19 protein-coding genes and 1 tRNA gene are annotated in these 17,160 nt (G+C 62.5%); 6 read left to right on the top strand and 14 right to left on the bottom strand.

What is annotated here, in order from left to right:
• Window positions 1–775: 775 nt before the first annotated feature.
• The 10 genes from MHI61_RS18410 to MHI61_RS18455 all read right to left on the bottom strand — a co-directional run bounded on the left by MHI61_RS18410 (window position 776) and on the right by MHI61_RS18455 (window position 5,555).
• Window positions 776–1,228, bottom strand: coding sequence for a pyridoxamine 5'-phosphate oxidase family protein (locus MHI61_RS18410; protein ID WP_239790005.1), 453 nt, complete (start codon window positions 1,226–1,228; stop codon window positions 776–778).
• 34 nt (window positions 1,229–1,262) lie between these two features.
• The gene (locus tag MHI61_RS18415) at window positions 1,263–1,433 is read right to left on the bottom strand and encodes a hypothetical protein (RefSeq protein WP_239790006.1); all 171 of its coding nucleotides are present in this window, start codon (window positions 1,431–1,433) and stop codon (window positions 1,263–1,265) included.
• A gap of 779 nt (window positions 1,434–2,212) precedes the next feature.
• Entirely contained in the window at window positions 2,213–2,668 is a 456-nt protein-coding gene (locus MHI61_RS18420) for a DUF2231 domain-containing protein (RefSeq protein WP_239790007.1), read from the bottom strand.
• Window positions 2,669–2,984: 316 nt separating this feature from the next.
• A complete protein-coding gene (locus MHI61_RS18425; protein WP_239790008.1) occupies window positions 2,985–3,578 on the bottom strand; it encodes a hypothetical protein in 594 nt (197 codons plus the stop codon).
• Window positions 3,579–3,589: 11 nt separating this feature from the next.
• Window positions 3,590–3,787, bottom strand: a complete 198-nt coding sequence (locus MHI61_RS18430) for a helix-turn-helix transcriptional regulator (RefSeq protein ID WP_064681729.1) — start codon at window positions 3,785–3,787, stop codon at window positions 3,590–3,592.
• Window positions 3,784–4,074, bottom strand: a complete 291-nt coding sequence (locus MHI61_RS18435) for a GcrA family cell cycle regulator (RefSeq protein ID WP_239790009.1) — start codon at window positions 4,072–4,074, stop codon at window positions 3,784–3,786. Before MHI61_RS18435 ends, MHI61_RS18430 begins: the two co-directional genes overlap by 4 nt.
• Window positions 4,071–4,469, bottom strand: a complete 399-nt coding sequence (locus tag MHI61_RS18440) for a hypothetical protein (protein WP_239792872.1) — start codon at window positions 4,467–4,469, stop codon at window positions 4,071–4,073. Before MHI61_RS18440 ends, MHI61_RS18435 begins: the two co-directional genes overlap by 4 nt.
• Window positions 4,435–4,803 carry a hypothetical protein gene (locus tag MHI61_RS18445; protein ID WP_239790010.1) on the bottom strand — a complete coding sequence of 123 codons (369 nt, stop codon included), beginning with the start codon at window positions 4,801–4,803 and terminating at the stop codon, window positions 4,435–4,437. Before MHI61_RS18445 ends, MHI61_RS18440 begins: the two co-directional genes overlap by 35 nt.
• 24 nt (window positions 4,804–4,827) lie before the next feature.
• A complete protein-coding gene (locus tag MHI61_RS18450; protein ID WP_239790011.1) occupies window positions 4,828–5,094 on the bottom strand; it encodes a hypothetical protein in 267 nt (88 codons plus the stop codon).
• A 227-nt stretch (window positions 5,095–5,321) separates the two neighbouring features.
• Entirely contained in the window at window positions 5,322–5,555 is a 234-nt protein-coding gene (locus MHI61_RS18455; RefSeq protein ID WP_239790012.1) for a hypothetical protein, read from the bottom strand.
• Between the two features lie 83 nt (window positions 5,556–5,638).
• On the opposite strand from MHI61_RS18455, the gene MHI61_RS18460 reads away from it, so the two are divergent.
• From MHI61_RS18460 to MHI61_RS18475, 4 genes are all read left to right on the top strand, one after another.
• Window positions 5,639–6,286, top strand: a complete 648-nt coding sequence (locus MHI61_RS18460; protein ID WP_009995064.1) for a S24 family peptidase — start codon at window positions 5,639–5,641, stop codon at window positions 6,284–6,286.
• Between the two features lie 783 nt (window positions 6,287–7,069).
• Complete coding sequence (locus MHI61_RS18465) at window positions 7,070–7,333, top strand: hypothetical protein (protein WP_239790013.1); 264 nt, start codon at window positions 7,070–7,072, stop codon at window positions 7,331–7,333.
• Window positions 7,334–7,589: 256 nt separating this feature from the next.
• The gene (locus MHI61_RS18470; RefSeq protein ID WP_239792873.1) at window positions 7,590–7,841 is read left to right on the top strand and encodes a type II toxin-antitoxin system Phd/YefM family antitoxin; all 252 of its coding nucleotides are present in this window, start codon (window positions 7,590–7,592) and stop codon (window positions 7,839–7,841) included.
• On the top strand, window positions 7,838–8,287 hold the full coding sequence (locus tag MHI61_RS18475; protein ID WP_239790014.1) for a type II toxin-antitoxin system VapC family toxin: 450 nt from the start codon (window positions 7,838–7,840) through the stop codon (window positions 8,285–8,287). The genes MHI61_RS18470 and MHI61_RS18475 overlap by 4 nt, the downstream gene beginning before the upstream one ends.
• Window positions 8,288–8,300: 13 nt before the next feature.
• Here the strand turns inward: MHI61_RS18475 and MHI61_RS18480 are convergent, their stop codons facing one another.
• The 3 genes from MHI61_RS18480 to MHI61_RS18490 form a co-directional block, all read right to left on the bottom strand.
• Window positions 8,301–8,540 (bottom strand): DUF982 domain-containing protein, encoded by a 240-nt coding sequence (locus MHI61_RS18480; RefSeq protein ID WP_037143872.1) that lies wholly within the window; start codon window positions 8,538–8,540, stop codon window positions 8,301–8,303.
• 167 nt (window positions 8,541–8,707) lie between these two features.
• Complete coding sequence (locus tag MHI61_RS18485; protein ID WP_239790015.1) at window positions 8,708–9,901, bottom strand: abortive infection family protein; 1,194 nt, start codon at window positions 9,899–9,901, stop codon at window positions 8,708–8,710.
• A gap of 268 nt (window positions 9,902–10,169) precedes the next feature.
• Window positions 10,170–10,246 (bottom strand) — tRNA-Pro (locus tag MHI61_RS18490).
• A gap of 260 nt (window positions 10,247–10,506) precedes the next feature.
• Here MHI61_RS18490 and MHI61_RS18495 point away from each other — a divergent pair.
• Together MHI61_RS18495 and MHI61_RS18500 are read left to right on the top strand one after the other, a co-directional pair.
• Complete coding sequence (locus tag MHI61_RS18495) at window positions 10,507–10,914, top strand: hypothetical protein (protein ID WP_239790016.1); 408 nt, start codon at window positions 10,507–10,509, stop codon at window positions 10,912–10,914.
• A gap of 263 nt (window positions 10,915–11,177) precedes the next feature.
• Complete coding sequence (locus MHI61_RS18500; RefSeq protein WP_239790017.1) at window positions 11,178–13,109, top strand: adenylate/guanylate cyclase domain-containing protein; 1,932 nt, start codon at window positions 11,178–11,180, stop codon at window positions 13,107–13,109.
• A 268-nt stretch (window positions 13,110–13,377) separates the two neighbouring features.
• Here the strand turns inward: MHI61_RS18500 and MHI61_RS18505 are convergent, their stop codons facing one another.
• A complete protein-coding gene (locus MHI61_RS18505) occupies window positions 13,378–16,353 on the bottom strand; it encodes an NAD(P)-dependent oxidoreductase (protein WP_239790018.1) in 2,976 nt (991 codons plus the stop codon).
• Window positions 16,354–17,160: the final 807 nt, after the last annotated feature.

Below are 17,160 nucleotides of genomic sequence, written 5' to 3' on the forward strand. Positions count from 1 at the left end.
CGATCGTCTTGACTGGCACGAACCTGGGCTTGACGGATTCGGATCTCATCCTCTGATCAACGGCGGGCCGGCTTCCCGGCCATGTCGCCACCGCGGCGGGTTCATCGCGGTGGCCGCCCACAGTCGATCTTTTCGATCACCACGACGGAAACACGGTAAAAGCCGCCTGCGGTAGCGACCGATATGCGGCGCGAAGCGGTCGTAAAGGCCGAAGTTGCCGAACGTCAGCCTCGCGCCGTCAGCGGACATCATGCTGTGAACTGTACTGAAGCGTTTCAGCATCCCGCCCGAAAACAGGCGGTGGGCTCTCGATTGCCCGGCCTCTTTCGCCTAATGTGATTACGAAGGAAAGGTTGCGCCTGGGGATGAACCGGCGCATAACCACCCTATCGTGGCCAACCTTTCACGGGCGGCTCCGACTGGAAAGTGACACAGCTTCCGCCCCAACCTGAAAGGACGAACCATGTTTGGCTACGTCCGAACCCGCCTTCGAAAACCATTGGGACTGTCAATCGTCGAGGGAAACTTCGACGGCTCCGTCGCCAAGCGCGATCACGGCCCAAAATCTCTGTCGAGGCTTCGCTTCATGATGTACGGCGAGGGAACCGGAAGCGACAGTGATGTTCTCAAAATTGCACGAGCCAACTGAAGACGCAGCGATAGGCTTATCCTGAACAGCCGAGAGTTTCGACGGTGGTCGAAAGCAGCGTGGGCTCTGAGTATGGCTCACGCTGCAGTACCCCTTTTCATTCGCTGCTCTTTCTCTCGACCAATTCTAGGCGCGGTGCGCGACTTGCCGGCCAGAGATCACGTCGATGGACAGGCTAAAAAAGATCGGGCTGCCGCTATCGCCGCCTTCGCCGGCGCTGAGTTCGAAGGATCCGGGTTCCCACCAGAATGGCCGCTTCTCTAGCAAGGACCATGCATGGAGGCGTTCGTTGCGCCTCGCAGGAATGTCCGGCAGTTCGTCGAAACGGCCCTGAACCAGAACGCTTTTCCACATTCTGTCCTTCTCCATTTCTTCCACCTGAAGACAGGCAAAGGGGATTATTCGAAGCTGGTCTACCTTCTGTCCGGGCATCGAGAACAGGAAGACCTTACGCGAGTCATAGGCGTAGTGGACCGGAACGACATAGGGATATTGCTCACCCATGCTTGCGAGGTGGCCAAATGTGTGGCTTGCCAAGAACGCTATGCAGGCGTCATCGCTCATTTCCCGCAGTTCCATCTCGACCTCCCGCCCCTGAAAAGATTCTCTAACGTCACGACTTGACGTCCAGCGCGGCTTCAATCCTCATCACGCGATCGATGATGCGGCGCTTGCGATCGTAAAGTCGCATCAGCAGCTCATTGTCCGCGTCCACGGACTTGCCGTTGTCGTGCGACCTCCTGACGATCGTTTCCTGCCTGCACAGGAGCTCACCGACCTTCACTGCTTTTCCCCTGGCAAATAGGAGATCTCTTAGGTGGTACCGTGCTCGCTGCATGGACGTTGCTACCAATCATTTTTTGGATGCATTTTGGCATCAGAGATCCTGGACGGCGCAGGCAGGGCCAAGGGAGGCATCCTGTCACCTTGCTATGACAGCCGAGAGATCAACCTGGGTGACGAATGGAGGGCGATCCGGCCTGAGCAGAATCGCGACAGGTCGAGATCCAGCGGTTGCGCCGCATTTACGCCGGTTGCCCTTACCTCCCAGTGTCGAACCCGAGCTTCAAGCCGTCGCGATCATAGCACGAAACTCTGCCGTTGTGGTCTCTATTCGAATACGCACATGGCAGCTTGAGGGCGATAGTGGAAGTACGATTGCAACCGAAGGGCGCACTCGGCTGAATCCGCCGCCATGCCGGCTTCGCCCTGCTGTTCGCGCTCCTCTGTCTAGGCATCAAACGACGTTTCTTTGAGCGCTGGAGTGACGGCCGCGGCACGGGACGGACGAGGCTGGCCGGAATATTGTGTCGGCGCCGGGAACAAGAAGCCTCGCCGATCGTAAGTATTGTGGGCCGTGCGGAGGTGCTAGTAACACAGCCATGCACTTCGATACTCTGTGCGGCCCGCCCCTCTAAACTGGGCCAACCCGATCTCCGCCGCACCTGTCAACCTCCGTAGCCATAGCAGCTGCTGCGGCATCAGGCGCAGATGTTTGCGTGGGAGCGCGGGAAAGCAGCACGGAAGTTGTCCATCAGCCGCTCGGCGGCCCTCTGCCTCACCTCATCGGATGTCAGTCTCTTCCTTGACGCCGACCCGGTGGCGGTAGACCATTTCCCAGCCTTTCCAGCCGTTGAACAAAAGAAGCGCAACGGCGAGAAGAGACAGCACCAGCCCGGTTGGGACGATGAAATCGGGACCTTGTACGAGCCGGCGCCAAAGGCTGACGGCTTCGATCAGAACGACGATCACGTTGCCAATCATATGGAGCCAGGCATCCCGCAAGGCGCGGATGCGGGCATCTCCCAAAAAGTCGGTCAGCCCGGCGAGTGCCGCCAGTGCCGCCATGACGAGGCCGGCTGCGAGCATCCAGTTCGACGCGGCCGGCCAGAACGGGTTTTCGGATTGGCTGTGAACGATATCGGTGACCAGCGTTCCGGCGAAGAAGGCGACCGGAAACGGGATCAACATCGGATGAATCGGATGGCCGGCAATGCTCAACGTGCTTTTCGGGTTCATCTGCTGCCTCCGACGGTTTCAGTTGTGCGCTTTCTAACAACCGAACCCGTCTCTCGGTTCCCGGTCTGCCGCGGGTTCGGAGGCGCCCCCTTTGTCACCCCAGGCATTGGGAGCAATCCATGGCCGCAGTCGACGAGGCCAGCATGGGAGATCGGCGAGGGCTGCCCCTCATCCGGCTGCCGCCACCGACCGGGGTCGAGCCGCGGGTCTCGACCCCGGCAAGGGTTAGGGTGAGGGGCAAATCATCACCATGAACCGGACATTAGCTGGTCAAGCCCGATGGCGACGGAGGGGGTGAACTCTGCCGCAACAAGGCTCACCCGCCTTTCGATTTCCGCAGCGCGATCAGCCCCCGCCGCAGCCACAGCAATTGCTGCGGCGGCATGTGGCGCAGATGTTCGTAGTCCATCACCGCGACGTTATAGACGGTGCTCTTCACCTGCGGGCCGTCCTCGCAGGCTAGCAGGATCGCCTGCAGCGCCATCATGCGGTTGCTGGCCTTGCGGGCGCGCTCGGCGAGGCTTTCGGTCACCTCGCCTTCATGGCCCTTGACGGCAAAGAGCGATTGCGCCCTCGGGCTCGGGGCCGGGATACCTGTTGTCTTGTGGTAGCGGGCCATCGCTTCGGCATAGTCGTCGCCGGCCTGGCGCTGTTCGTCGGTGATCACGCCGTCGAGGAACATGCGGCCGAGGGTATAGCCGGCATAGGGGCTCCTGACCGTCTCGTCATCAACCGTCCTGCTGAAGCCGTGGATGCGGCGGCGGGCGGCGACCGCGACGCTGACATTGTCCTTCTCGGTCTCGAAGGGCTTGATCTTGCCGCAGGGGAAACGCTCGACATTCGCCTTGCGCGGCCGGCCGGCACCTTTGTTTACCCGCTGTGTCTTCACCTTGGTGGCCTTGCCGCCCATGGGATGTCCTCCTATCGAATGATGCCGTTTCGGAGTGCCGCGGCGACCAGGGCGGTCTCCTTGAAAACGCCGAGTTTCGCCTTGGCATTGGCAATGTGGGTGTTGACGGTGATCGGCGAGATGGCGAGGATGGCGCCGATCTCGGCAGCGGTCTTGCCTGCCGCCATCCAGCCGATGATTTCGCGCTCGCGCGGGGTGACGGCGCTCATGGCGCCGGCCCGTCGATGGTCGGCACGCGCGGCATCGTCACATGGGCGCCGGACAGCGTCACCCGCGTCACCCGGTCGGGATGGCGGGTCGGCGCGGACACCTCAGCGTCGGGCGGCCTCAGCGCCTGCTGCCGCGAGGGAAACCTGTCGCGGTTGCGGTGCGCCATGTTGATGACGGTGTTCTTCTTCGAGCCGAACAGCTCGGCGATCTCCCGTGCCGAGAAGCCCGCCTGCCAGAACTTCTGCGCCTCGGCGATCTTGTCTTCCGTCCAGAACAGGTCTCTCATCGCGCTATCTCCTGTGCGTCTCGTGCGGCCCTTGCGATGACCGGGTTGTCGGGAAACATGTCTGCGAGCTCTCGCCTGGCGTTCAGGCTGCCGTTCGCCGCCTGTCTCAGCAGCTGCAGCTTGTAAGCCGCGACCTTCGGCTGCGGCGGTTCGGGCCGCACTTCGATCGGCGGCCGGCTTTCCCTTGAGATCACCGCCTGCTGCTGGCGGGCGGCTTCGGCAAAGCTCGCGGCGCTCGGGGCGAAGGCGCGGTTATGGTCCCTGACCTTGCCTGACAGGAACAGCTTGGCGGCGCGCCAGACCGCCTCGGCCGGAATGCCGTCGATGGCGACGAGATAGGCGCGGATCTGCATGTCGGGATCAGTGCCGGCGGAGGCCGGAAAGCCCGAAAGCATCCCCGCTATGATCGTCACCGGAGAGGAAATCTCTTGCGGCATCGACCAATGTCCTTCTGCCCGTGTTCGCATCACTCGATCCCGCTTCCCTCGCCTTCTCATTGAAATACCAGTCGGATTTGATCGCCCGCCAGCCGCGCAGGATCTGCATCTCGGCGGCCTCGACCGGATTGCCGGTCTTCAGGTATTCCTTGACCTGGATCTTCGCCGCGTAAGCCGTCAGCGGCTTCTTCAACGTGCGGCTGCGATGCTCGATGATTGCCGCCGCCAACTCCTGCCCCAGCACCGGGCTGAGGATGTCCATGATGTCCTTGTTCATCGTTTCCTTTTCCATGCGCATCCCTTTCCGCTCGCCCGCTCAAACCGGCAGCCTGTGCCGGCCGCCGGCAAAATTGACCGAGGCGCCCGGCCGGGCGGCGCGGCCGGCAAACCGCCGGACCTTGCCGACGGCGTAATCCTCTTGGGCGGTGTCGCCCTTCTCGGCGCTGCGCAGCCGGTGGATCTCCGTTTCCACGGCCGGCACCGACATGCCGAGGATGCTCGCGATTTCGATATAGTCCCGGCCGAAGCGGAAGAGCTCGAGAGCGCTCATGTGTGTGCTTTGACAGGCTGGAGCGATGCTCATCGCTTGATCCTCTTTCCCTCGGAACGCGGCCGGATGCCCCCGGCAAAGCGGGCCTTGGCCGTCCTTCATTTTTCGAGTTCGTTGCTGACATCAGGAGCCGGCTCTGTTGCGGGAGCAAGGGCTCCGGTCGTCGTCTCAGGGCTGTTGCCCTATGGCCGCGACGAGTTCGCGTCCTGGAGATGCCGGCGTCGCCGAGGGAGGGCGACGACGCCGGCGACCGATAGCCGTCAGGGAGGAGTGAGGCTGTCGGATCTGGTGATCGGCAAGGAAGAGGGCAAGATCGTCGTCTGCCGCATCTCTTCCGGCTTGGTTTGCCGGCCGCAATTTTCGCAATGGCGCTCGATCACCTCGGCGATCGACAGCGCCCTGCCGCAGGTCGGGCAGCCGGTGTAGCGGGCGCGCCGATGATTGGCAAAGCCCGAAAGCCGGGGCCGATTGTTGATAATATGTGCTTGTGTCATGGCGATAAGGGTACGTAAAATACCTCGCACGTCAAGCGATTTAGGGCATTACATGTACCTTTTTTTAGGGTATAATTTATATCATGTTGAAAGATCAGGAACAATTTGAGCGCGAAGAACGCGCAAAGCGTCTGGTCATGGCCAGGAAGAACGCCGGCTTTGCCGGGCCGAAGGCGATCGTCGATCGTTTCGGCTGGAACGCCAATGTCTACAAGGCGCATGAGTCGGGCCGCAACGGCTTCGGCATCGCCGACGCGAAGAAATATGCCAAGGCGTTCAAGGTCAATCTCAACTGGCTGCAGTTCGGAACCGGCGACGCGCTCGATCCGGAAGAGCGGCCTGTCTCCGTTGCCGACGTGCCGAAGATCTCCTGGGTCAGCGCCGGCCAGTTGACCGAGCAGGCGCCGATCACTGACTTCTCGGAATTCCCGACGGTCGCCGCGCTCGACCTGCCCGACGGCGACTGGATCGCGCTCGAGGTCGAAGGCAATTCGATGAACAAGATCTCGCCGCCGGGCTCGATCATTTTCGTCAACCGCCGCGACAAGCGCCTGGCGCCGAACGCGCTTTACGTCGTCGCCGACGAGACCGGGGCTGCGACCTACAAGCGCTACCGCCCAAACGACAACCCGCCCTTCCAGCCGGCCTCCTACGAGGATGTGCCGCCGCCGGAATTCCAGGGCGCCGTCACCATCATCGGCCGCGTCCGCCGCTCTGTGATCGAGATGTGAGAATGCGGATTTCTCTAATACACTAATCTGTTCCAAGACATAGAACTCGCCATTCCAGCGAAACGCCAAGCTCTTGCGAAATAGAATCAAGACGACGCCCTTCCTCAAGCGCCGGCAGAATTTGGTTCTATATCGTGAGCCTTGCCGTGCTGCTCATCGCTTTCGGCGCCGCGCGGGTGATGCTACATTGAGGTGAGCCGATCGAAGGGCATCGGACGTCCCGCCGCCGCCCCAGTCACCGCGCGCAAAGCTCTGCGGCGCGCTTGCGACACCGGCCCGCCTGGAACCGAGCCTTCGAACGCAAGCATCGAAACAGAAAGACCGCGACGCGCCTCCGAGCCGGTCACCGCCGCGCGCGTGTTATCCTGGATATCTTTCCTTCCTTCTCTCTTCCATCTCTTTCCCGTTCCTGAAGGCTGGTGAGGGAGGGTTCCGGCCAAAGCTTCCCCCTACCCCATGAGCAAAGCCCATGAAGCCGGGAGAGCATTGGCCATGTCCTGAAGGCCGGAGCCGGGATGGGACACGTGCCAGAGGGGCCATTCGCTTCGCCCTCGTCCTGATTTTCTGACAGCGCACTTAAGGACTTTCGCTTCCCGCGCCGCTGGGCTTCGTCAGCTCGGGAGTTGCACCCGGTCGCCCAATCACTGCGCTCACCCATACGCCTACGATTCGTACCTCGTCAACGTTTAAGGTATTTTTTATACCCAGATCGATTGACGCATTAAGGTATTCTATATACCTTTCTCCCAGGTGCCATCAGCCGGCATAAGAGAGGGCAGAGCGATGCAGCATTTCCGCAAGATCGAGACCGAGCAGAGCCTAAGGGATGCCCGCTGGAATGCCGCCCGCCGGCTCGAAGACTGCGCCGCCTATATGGCCAACGAGGCCCAGCGCATGGGCGCCCTCGGCTTTGCCTATCTCAGCCGCCCCGAACATTCGGTCCGCGGCCCGTCCTGGCTGCGCGGCGCCACCGCAAGCGTGGCGGCGCATTACCGCTATGCCCGCGAGATCATGGGCATCACCGACCGCGATCAGCTTTACGCCTGAGGGAGAAACGGAGATGTCCGCCGACTGCATCATCAAGGCCTTTTCCGGCTGCCCCTGCCCGCCCGGTTGTTGCGTGGAGAGGCCTATCACCCCGGCGCCGCTCAGCTTCGTCTCCTGGCGGATCCAGGCCCTCGCCTGCATCGCCTTCGGCTTCCTCGCAGCGATCGCCTCGGCCGCCTGGATGGGGATTTCCCTTGATTCCAACGACGGCAACCCTATTATGACCATAAATGGTCATATCAATCGGGAGAGCGTCATGTCGACAATCAGCGTCGCTGAGGCAAAGGCCGGTTTCGCCAGCCTGGTGGACGCGGCCGCAAATGGCGAATTCGTGACGATCACCCGCCATGGCAAGCCCGCCGCCGTGCTGGTGTCGGTCGAAGCGGCCGAGGCTGCGAAGAAGGCTTTGAACAAACCGCGGCCGAATTTCGGGGATTTCCTGCTGACCTTCCCGGGCGGCGTCGAACTGGAGCGAAACCCCTCAAAAATGAGGGGCGTCGATCTGTGACGGCTTACCTTCTCGACACGAATATCATTTCGAAATTCGCGCCGGGCAAGGCGCCGCCGTCCGACCCGGTGCGGAGATGGTTCCACGAACAGGGACAAGCCGAGGCTCTCTTCCTGTCGGCCCTCTCCGTGGCGGAGATCGAGAAGGGAATGCGCAGCCTTCACCGCCGCGGCGGGATCGAGCCGGCAAAACGGCTTTCGGAATGGCTTGATGTCGTCACCGACACATTCGGGGATCGGATATTGCCGATGGATACCGTCGTCGCGCGGGTCGGCGGCGCTCTGGAAGACGAGGCGGAAAGCAAAGGCTGTCATCCCGCCCTCGGCGACCTCATCATTGCGGCGACGGCGCGGGCCTATGACCTCACCGTCATCACCGAAAATCTGCGGCATTTCCAGCCGCTCGATGTGTCCGTCGATCTTCCGGCCGCTTTCCGGCCGGCGTAATCGGCCAAACTGTTCATGAACTGAACTTGATGTCGCTCGCCTTGGCCGCCGTTATGAAGGCGCGGCGCACCTGCTCAGGCCCGGCTGCATCGTTGAAGACGTCAAGCACAAGCAACTCGGCAGCCTTGGCCGCCGGCGTCTGCTCGGGCCATTCGCTCAACAGCATATTGCCGGCCTGAACGACATTATAAACCGTCCTGGTCTTGCCATTGATGGTGATCTTCACCGGCTTGAAGCTTCGTCGCCTGCTCATGATGCAGCCCCCTCACGCGGAACACGCGACTCAACGAATCAGTTGGCGACTCGTTCCGGTTGATTCGAGCAATGTGGAGATATCATTCGACATGAGAAAGCTAAGGGCATGTTCGGTACTGTGTGGCGACTTTGACGATTTCCCGACACAGCAATTAGTCGCTCCAGCTATTCGGTTTGTGCCGCCTTTTCCGCTTTCCGCGCGTTCCAAGTGTCCACGAGGAATGTGGCCATAGTGCCAGACAGGTTAACAGCAAGCTGCGCGTGCCGGGGAGCCGGTCGCACTCGCCGTGGTCCAAGACTGTGAGCGTCAGATATCTTGTTGCGCAGAGATCCAAGGGACTCGACGACGGACTGGCAACTTCCAAGGATCTGCTTGAAGACCGTCTCGGTATGGTCATCCGGCGCGAGCTTCAAGATCTTCGCCAGCTTCTTGTACAGAGCAGGCAGATCATCCTTCTCTTCGTATGCCTCGCCAGCCTCAACGACGATCCACTTGCAGACATCTTCAAGCAGGGTTCTGGCCAGCGTGATCGCTCCCTCTGGGTTCGTGTCGCGACGATCCAGAGCCTGCGTCCATCGTGCGTGGATGGTGTCCGCGTCGTATGCGGCCAGCGCTTGCGAGATCGCAAGATCGGCAGGGCTGCCGATGGCTGCGGCCTGCACTTCATATACAGGGCTGCCAGACATCCTACGTACGATCGTCAGTCGGAAACCATCATGTCGGAGCAGATCGTTGATGGCGGAGGTCAAATCGGCCTGCGCTTCGGCAGTCTGGACCAGCGGGCTCGTGATGGCTTCAAGGAAACGGAAGAACTGCCTCAGCGAACAGGTAAGCAGTCCGACACGTTCAAGAATTTCTCTGTCCGTCCAGTCGCTATTGCGTACCGTCGCCTGGATTAGATCGTCGTCTAGCGTTCGGCCGTCGTATGTCTGCGAGAAGATCGACGGCATCTCACTGAGCGGCCAGATACGCCGAAGGAAGTCCATGTGGTCATGCTCGGTCGTCAGCATCCTCGTGTCGAAGATCGCGAGCACACGCTTCCGTGTTAGCTCTGAGATCGACGGCTTCCCATGCTCCTCGAGCTTCGATTTTGCTTCCGACAAACTGTAGCTATCGACCTCTTCCAGAAGCCGTGCGGCAATTGGGATCAGGTCGGACGCCGACTTTTCAAGCAACCGCCGCTCAGCATAGACGAACTTGGACTTAAAAGACTCGTCTCGGTCACCTTCCCGTAGACCCAGCCGCGTGCAGAGATCTGGAACCTTGTTCGCCGAGAAATCGGATATCACCGACGCGATCTCTACCCGGAGCGCCCTGACCAGAGCCGCTGGGTATGCGCTTGAAGTTGTCTGCTGCACGCCGATTCGGTCTCCCTCCACCAATCGGTTAATTCATAATCCCGCGTACAGAATCCTCCAACCAGTGATTTCCTCTCCTCGTGTTATGTTGAAACATAAACACGAGGAGAGATTCCGTCTGCGCGATATGACCTTAGAGGCAGCCGGCTTTATCGAGAGATTATAGCCACTGATGGCTTTCGACAGGTTGGATAGTCCAACTGTTTGGGGAGATTTCGCGCGTCCAAGCAGCGGAAACGAAAAACCCCGCCGAAGCGGGGTTTCTAGCTGGTCGGAGTGGAGTGATTCGAACACTCGACCCCCACGTCCCGAACGTGGTGCGCTACCAGACTGCGCTACACTCCGTGACCAGCGGCGCTTCTATAGAACAGCCTATCTGGTTGCACAAGCGCCAAAATTCAAAAACCCGAGGGAATTTTTGACGGGTTGATGACAGGGGCCGGAATGGGCCGTTGCTGCAAAAAGACACACCCCGGGCAAATCGAACGGAAGTGCAAAAGGGGCAATTTTCTTTTGCCGGGTTCCGCGCTAAAGGCACGCGGGACAGGCGAAACCGCCGCGACGGCGGCTTCGCAGCCACTGCGCCAGAGATCAGGGACGACACGATGAAACTCCGCACCATCACCGCGGCCGGGCTTGCAATTGCGCTTGCCGGATGCACGACCATTCCTTCCGCCGGCAATCCGATCGAGGCCCGCTGGGTCGGCAAATCGGCCGGCATCTTTTTTGCCGCCTACGGGCCGCCGATCAGCGATCGCGAGGAAGGTGCGAGCACCATCTATACCTGGCGCGGCGGCTACAAGACCGTACGCATTCCGGCCAAATATGCCGAGGGCGCCGATGGCAAGCGCGGCAAGCAGATCGCCGCCGCCCGCACCGCCTATCTGCGCTGCCACGCGGAAATCACCACCAACTCCGACTACACGATCCGCGACATCCGCACCGTCGCCGACATTCCTGGTGTCAACGGCCCGTCCTATTGCGCAGAGTTCCTGGCGCCCGAACAGAAGTAACGGGCGGTTCGTCCGGCATGAGCTGCAGGCGGCCCGAGTGCCGCCTCAGACCGCAATAAGGTCAGCCATCCACCTTTCCTCATTTTCGGGCTGCCCGGTGGGCCCGAGATTTGCGAGATTCTGTGGCAGATGCCACCGGCCGAAGCGAGGCCGTGGCCGCTTTGCGCCGCAAGCAGACATGCCGTTTTGGCGTCGTGCTGGTTGCGGCGCTTCCGTGGGTGTAGACTGCCGACCCTGTTGCATGTTCATGCAAGGCAACGATGATGAGCACCCTCGCACTCGACCGGAAGCTGCTAGCGATCCTGGCGGCGGATATGGTCGGCTACTCGAAGGCGATGGAGGCGGATGAGGCCGGCACCATCAGGCGACTGAAGGCCATCCGCGCCGAGCTGATCAATCCCGCCATCTCCGAGCGCCATGGCACCGTTATCAAGCTGATGGGCGACGGCACGCTCGTCGCCTTCGACAGCGTGGTTGATGCAGTTGCCTGCGCCGCGGAGTTTCAAAATAGCGTGGCGGCGCGCAACGCCGACCTGCCGGAGCCTGAGCGTATTGTATTCCGCGTCGGGATCAATCTCGGCGATGTGGCCCTGGTGGACGGCGATCTCTATGGCGATGGGGTGAATGTCGCCGCGCGGCTGGAGCATTTGGCTGAGCCGGGCGGCGTGATGGTGTCGGGCACGGCATATGATCATCTCCAGGGCAAACTCGACTGGCCGCTCGATTTCGCCGGTGAGCAGCAGGTCAGGAATATCAACCGCCCGGTGCGGATGTATCGGCTGAGGCTCGACGGCAAACGGGCGCGTCGCCCGCTTCTCGCAACGATGCGGCGATGGGCCAGGACGGTGGCGGCGGCGATCGTCGCGTTGGCTCTGGCAGGCGGCGGGGCTGCCTGGTGGTTCCTCCAGCCGGAACCTCTGAGCGGCAAGCCGTCGGTGGCGGTGCTGCCCTTTAACAATTATGGCGGCGACGAAGCGAGCGGGCGTCTGGCCGATGGCCTGACCGAGGACGTCATCACCGACCTCGCGCGGTTTCCCGAATTCGAGGTGGTGGCGCGCAATTCGACGGAAGCCTACAGAGGCAAGCCGGTGGATGCCCGCCAGGTCGCAGCTGCGCTTCATGTCGGCTTTGTCATGGAAGGCTCGATCCAACGGCAGAGTGGCCGGGTGCGGATCACGGCACAGTTGATCGATGCCAAAACCGGCCGCCATCTGTGGTCGGAGAATTGGGACCGGCCCGTTGAGGACGTGTTCGCCGTTCAGACCGAAATCGCAGAGCAGGTCGCCAACCGCCTCGGCGGCGGGATGGGACTGATTCAGGAGGCCGGGCGGGCTGCAGCCAAGCGCAAACGGCCTGAAAACCTGAATGCCTATGATTATTATCTGCTCGGGACCGAGAAGATTGAAAATATCACCAAAGCCGATGCGGAGGAGGCCGTCACCTTTCTCAACCGCGCCGTCGAGCTGGACCCGGGGCTGGCGCGGGGCTGGGTCGAACTTTACCACGCTCACGATGTATTGGGTGTGTTTGGCGTCGATCCCGAGGGCAACCGCAAGGCGGCTGCCGAAGCGGCTGAACGCGCGGTGCGCCTTGATCCACGCGACGCCGAAGCCCACGCGGTGTTTGCGATGAGCCTTGCCAACAAGGGCGACATGGGCCGCGCCAAGTCAGAGTTCGACAGCGCCCTTCGCCTGGCTCCGGGCTCGTCCGAAATCCTGACTTTTTACAGCGGCTTTGCCGCACGCTTCAGCGAACCCGAACGCGGCGCTCAAATGGTCGACAAGGTCATGCGGCTCGACCCGCACTATCCGATGTGGGCGTCCAACTTCTTCGCACCGGCCTATTTCATGGCGGGGCGGTATGACGAGGCGGTGACGATGCTGGAGCGCATGACGCCCAACAACTACCAAAAGTGGACCTGGGTGGTTCGCAGCAGCGCGCTTGCGGCACTGGGGCGAACGGATGAGGCGAAAGCTTCAGCTATGGAGGCTCTCAAGCACCACCCCGAGGTGACCGTCGAGAGCATGATCAATGAACCCGGCCTCAGCACAATCGAGCGCAACCGCTTCAAAGAGACGATGCCGCTCGCCGGCTTCCCGGCATGCGCCAGGCCCGAGGCGCTGGCGAAACTCGCCAAACCTGTGCGACTGCCGGAATGCGAGGCGGAGAAGGCGAACCCTCCCGGCCAGCCATAGAACAGCCCTGTGCAACACGCTTGCGAGCCGCTGATGGCTGTTGCTGCATAAGACCGGAGATTTGCTTCTCACCCTAACCCGTCCTTCGGACCCCGCAAACGGCGAGATGGAACTTGCCTGACGAGAGGTAAGCGAGGAATGGAGATATCGCGGCATATCCCCTTCTCCCCGTCAGAACGGGGAGAAGGTGGCGGCAGCCGGATGAGGGGCTGGCGGGGCACAAGATCAACGAAATAGCCATCGCCACTCGCCGAGCGGCCGACGAGTCTCACCCCTCCGCCGGCCCGTAGAGGCCGAGCTGATCGAGAAGTGCCCGCTGCCGGTCGGCGCTTTCGACGAGCAGGCCGGTGTAACGCTCGACGATCCGCGCCTGGTGCCCCCGGTCGGAAACGGCGGAAAGCGCGCCGGTGATGGCGGCGATCTTTTCCGAGACCTGGCGCAGCTCCTCCAGCAGCTCCGCCTTGCCGCCGGCCTCGGCGATGACCTGTTTGGTCACCTTGCCGATGCCGGCCGGGGTGCGGCTGCCGCCGGAGACGTAGCCTTCCGGTAGGTCGCCCTTCAGATTGACGACCGATTTGAAGCGGATGACGTCGAAGATCTGGTCGACCGCCTGCTTGGCGCCGGTGACCCGCGACGGGTGGTCGGTGTCGGCGGCGGCATGCGGCAGGAGCTCCAGCCGGCCCTTGTGACGCTCCTCGAGCGGCAGGTAGGGCAGCATCGGGCCGCTGAGCGTGCCGGTCGCGGCATCCCTGAAGAGGTCGGCGTCGATTGCCGCATGGGCGATCTTGCCGGAGGCAAGTGCGGCATCCAGCGCGCCCGCATCGACAACTTCGCCGCGGTCGTAATTGACGAGCACCGCGCCGTCCTTCATGGCGCCGAGCACCTTGGCATCAACGGTGCCGGCATTGGAATAGATGCCGGTTGCGGCATCGATGCGGCCGAGGCCGATATGGACGGAGAGCACGTCGGCGCCGCTTGCCGCTTCGACCGGGCTTGCGGCATAATCGAAGCCTTCGGCCTCGATCCAGCGCTTGTGATGCTCGCGGGCATAGATCGCCACCTTCATGCCGAAGGCCTTGGCGAGCTTGGCGACTTCGCGGCCGATATTGCCGTAGCCGAGGACGGCGAGCTTGCGGCCCTCGAGCTTGGCGGTCGGGAAATCCTTGAGCTGCCGGCCCGTATCGAAATCGCCGCCGGCGACCATCCGGTGCAGCCGGTCGACCGGCAGGTCGGGAACGACCTTCAGGATCGCCTTGAAAGCCATCTGGGCGGTCGCGCGGCTGTTGATGCCCGGCGTGTTCATCAGGGCCGCATCGCCGCCCTCGCCGTTGCCGCCGCCCCAGGAAGCCGAGCCCATATTGCCGGTGCCCGCACCGATGCGCACGCCGCCGAGCGGGAAGACGGAGCTCTTCGGGATGAAGGTCGCCGCCGCGATCAGCGCGTCGTACTGGCCCTTGTCGGTCTGCGGCAGGATCTCCGCCTCGGTGCTGAGGTTTGGCTGATAAAAGAAATGGATGCGGCCCTTTTCCAGCGCCGAACGATCACTGAGCGGACCGAGATGGAAGCTGCCGCCCTTCTCCTCGATATAGGCCTTGACCTCGCTGTAGTCGGGCTGGCCGTCGGCGCCGAAGCGCAGGCCCACGAGATCGGCGATCAGCACCGTATAGGCGCGGTTCGGATCGTCCTTGCGCACGGCGCCGTCGGCCTTGCCGGGCGCCTCGAAGGTGACGCCGTGTTTGGCCAGCTCCTCCTCGAGCACGACGATCTTGGCTCTGAGATAGGCATATTGCAGGTTTTCCAGTAGCGCCACGACATCTTCGGGCTCGCGGATGCCGCCGACCCAGGCGCGGTAATCGCCGGGCGTGCCCGGGAAGGCGTTGACGTAGCGGGCCGCATCGAGGCCGGGCTCGTATTCGCCGTTCGGATGGGTGATGCCCTCATAGCCGAGCAGCTGCTTGGAGCGGGCGATGATGCGGGCGTGGATGCCGGCATCGGTGATGCCGTCGTCCTCGACCTTCAGCAGCGTCACGGCCGCGCCACGGCGCTCGGCATCGGTAACGGTCAGCGACAGCAGCGGATGCGACTTGACCCATTCGTCGATCACGGCGCGGTTGGCGGCGGAGCGGCGGTTGAGCTCGACGACAGAGCCGACCCGGGCTTCCGACTGCAGCAGGCCGAAGGTGGTCTCGGCAAAGGCGAGCGCGCTGTAGGTGTTGATGACGCCGCCGAGCATGCGGTCTTCGGCCGGATCGTAGAACGGGCCGGCATCGACCGAGCGCTTGGCCGAAAACGGCTGCCGGGGATCGACCGGCGGGGCGATCTTCAGCTGGCGCGGGATCGCCCAGGCCGGATCCTGCTGGTTCTTTTCGATCAGCGCCAGCGCATGCGGGGTGAAGGAGGCGACAAAATAGCCGGAGATGCCGCCGATCGCCTTCTGGAACGGCATGAACAGGCAGCACTTGGCCATGACGGCGCTGACGAGCTCAGGCTCCCACGGCATGGCGCCGAGCATCGAGGTGGCGTCGAACACCGCATGGCGGTTGGCCGGGTCGCCGTCGAGCCAGCTCAGGAGTTCATGGATCTCGCCGCTGGTATAGGCATTGGCGCCTGTCGTCTCGTGGCCGACGCCGACGAAGATCGAGACGCCGAGCGCCGAAAGCTCGGCCGCCGTCGGGATCACGCCCTCGGAGGCGGCGAAATGGATGCGGCTCTCGCAGCCCTTTTCGGCGAAGCGCTGCATCTCGATCAGCTGTGTCGCCCAGGACTGGCGGAAGAAGCCGGCGGCCTTCGACGGATCGCTCTCCGGCCGCGGCGTATCGACATAGACGCGCTGGCCGGCGTCGTTGGCATTCATCAGGTGCTGGATGCAGACGGTGAAACCGCTATGGCCGCCGCCGAGCCCGACCGCCATGCGGTTCTCCTTGGGGAAGCCGAAATAACGATGGATCGCCCGCATCATGTCGGTCAGGATCTTATCGGCCGGATAGCCGCGATGCATGCTGCGGGAGATCTCGGCGGTGGTGAAGCCCCCGATATCGTTGCCCCTGTCGTCGAACTTGCGATAGGTCTTCTCGATCCAGGCGTCGAAGGCGATGCGCCTGAGGCGGCTATCCACTTCGTCGGTCGTCGCATCGGTGATCGGCCCGACGCCGAAGAACGGGTTGGACGGCAGCTTCGGCGCACCCGACGCGGTCTGTCGAAGGGCGTTCAATAGCTGTTCCTGCATCTGCGCGATATCTGTCATTGCCTGCCTGTCTCTGTCCGGAGCTGAAGTTGCCTTTATGGTGAAGCGACTGTTCGGGCGAGACAACCTCATATGCGCCGCAGGAGAGGCGAAACGCGTCATTGGGGGTGCTGGGTTCATGATAGATATCCCCGCGAAGCCCTTCCCCCACCCCCATCTCGACCCTGGGGGCCGCTGCCGCCGGTCTTCCGATCCCCAGCCACACGCACAACGATGAGCCCCATCCTGAGGCGGCAGGCACAACGATCAGCCCTCATCCTGAGGCGCCCCGCGAGGGGCCTCGAAGGACGAGGCGGGTGGCTGCGGTGGCCAGCCCCGTCCTTCGAGGCTTCGCCCTCTGGGCTACGCGCCTCAGGATGAGGCTGGAGAGAGGGCATGCCGTGTCGCGCGCCCCTCATCCGCCTGCCGGCACCTTCCCCCGTAAACGGGGCAAAGGGGATATGCCGCGACATCTCCGTTCTTCGCCAGGGTCTTGCGGGGCACGTCCCCTCTGCCCGTCAGAACGGGGAGAGGGTTAGGGTGAGGGGCAGCTATCCGCATTGAAGCAATGGCCGGGCGCCATCTGGCTGTCGGTCGTTGCCGTCTACGCGCTTGCCGTGCCGCTGGTGCTCGGTCTCGGGCTGAAGACGGCGGAGCGGGCGGCGGTGAGTTAGGAGCTTCCAGCGCGAAGCGGGGCTTCCCGACACTCCGTTCCAGGCACGCGGGGAATGAGTCCAAGACCCCGCCCCAACCCCTCCCCACAAGGGGGAGGGGCTTAGTCGCGGCTACCGGCGGTGACCAAAGGAGAGGTGTTGCCGGCTGTTAGCC

Origin of the sequence: Rhizobium sp. K102, assembly GCF_022385315.1 — a bacterium.
GTDB classification, from domain to species: domain Bacteria; phylum Pseudomonadota; class Alphaproteobacteria; order Rhizobiales; family Rhizobiaceae; genus Rhizobium; species Rhizobium croatiense.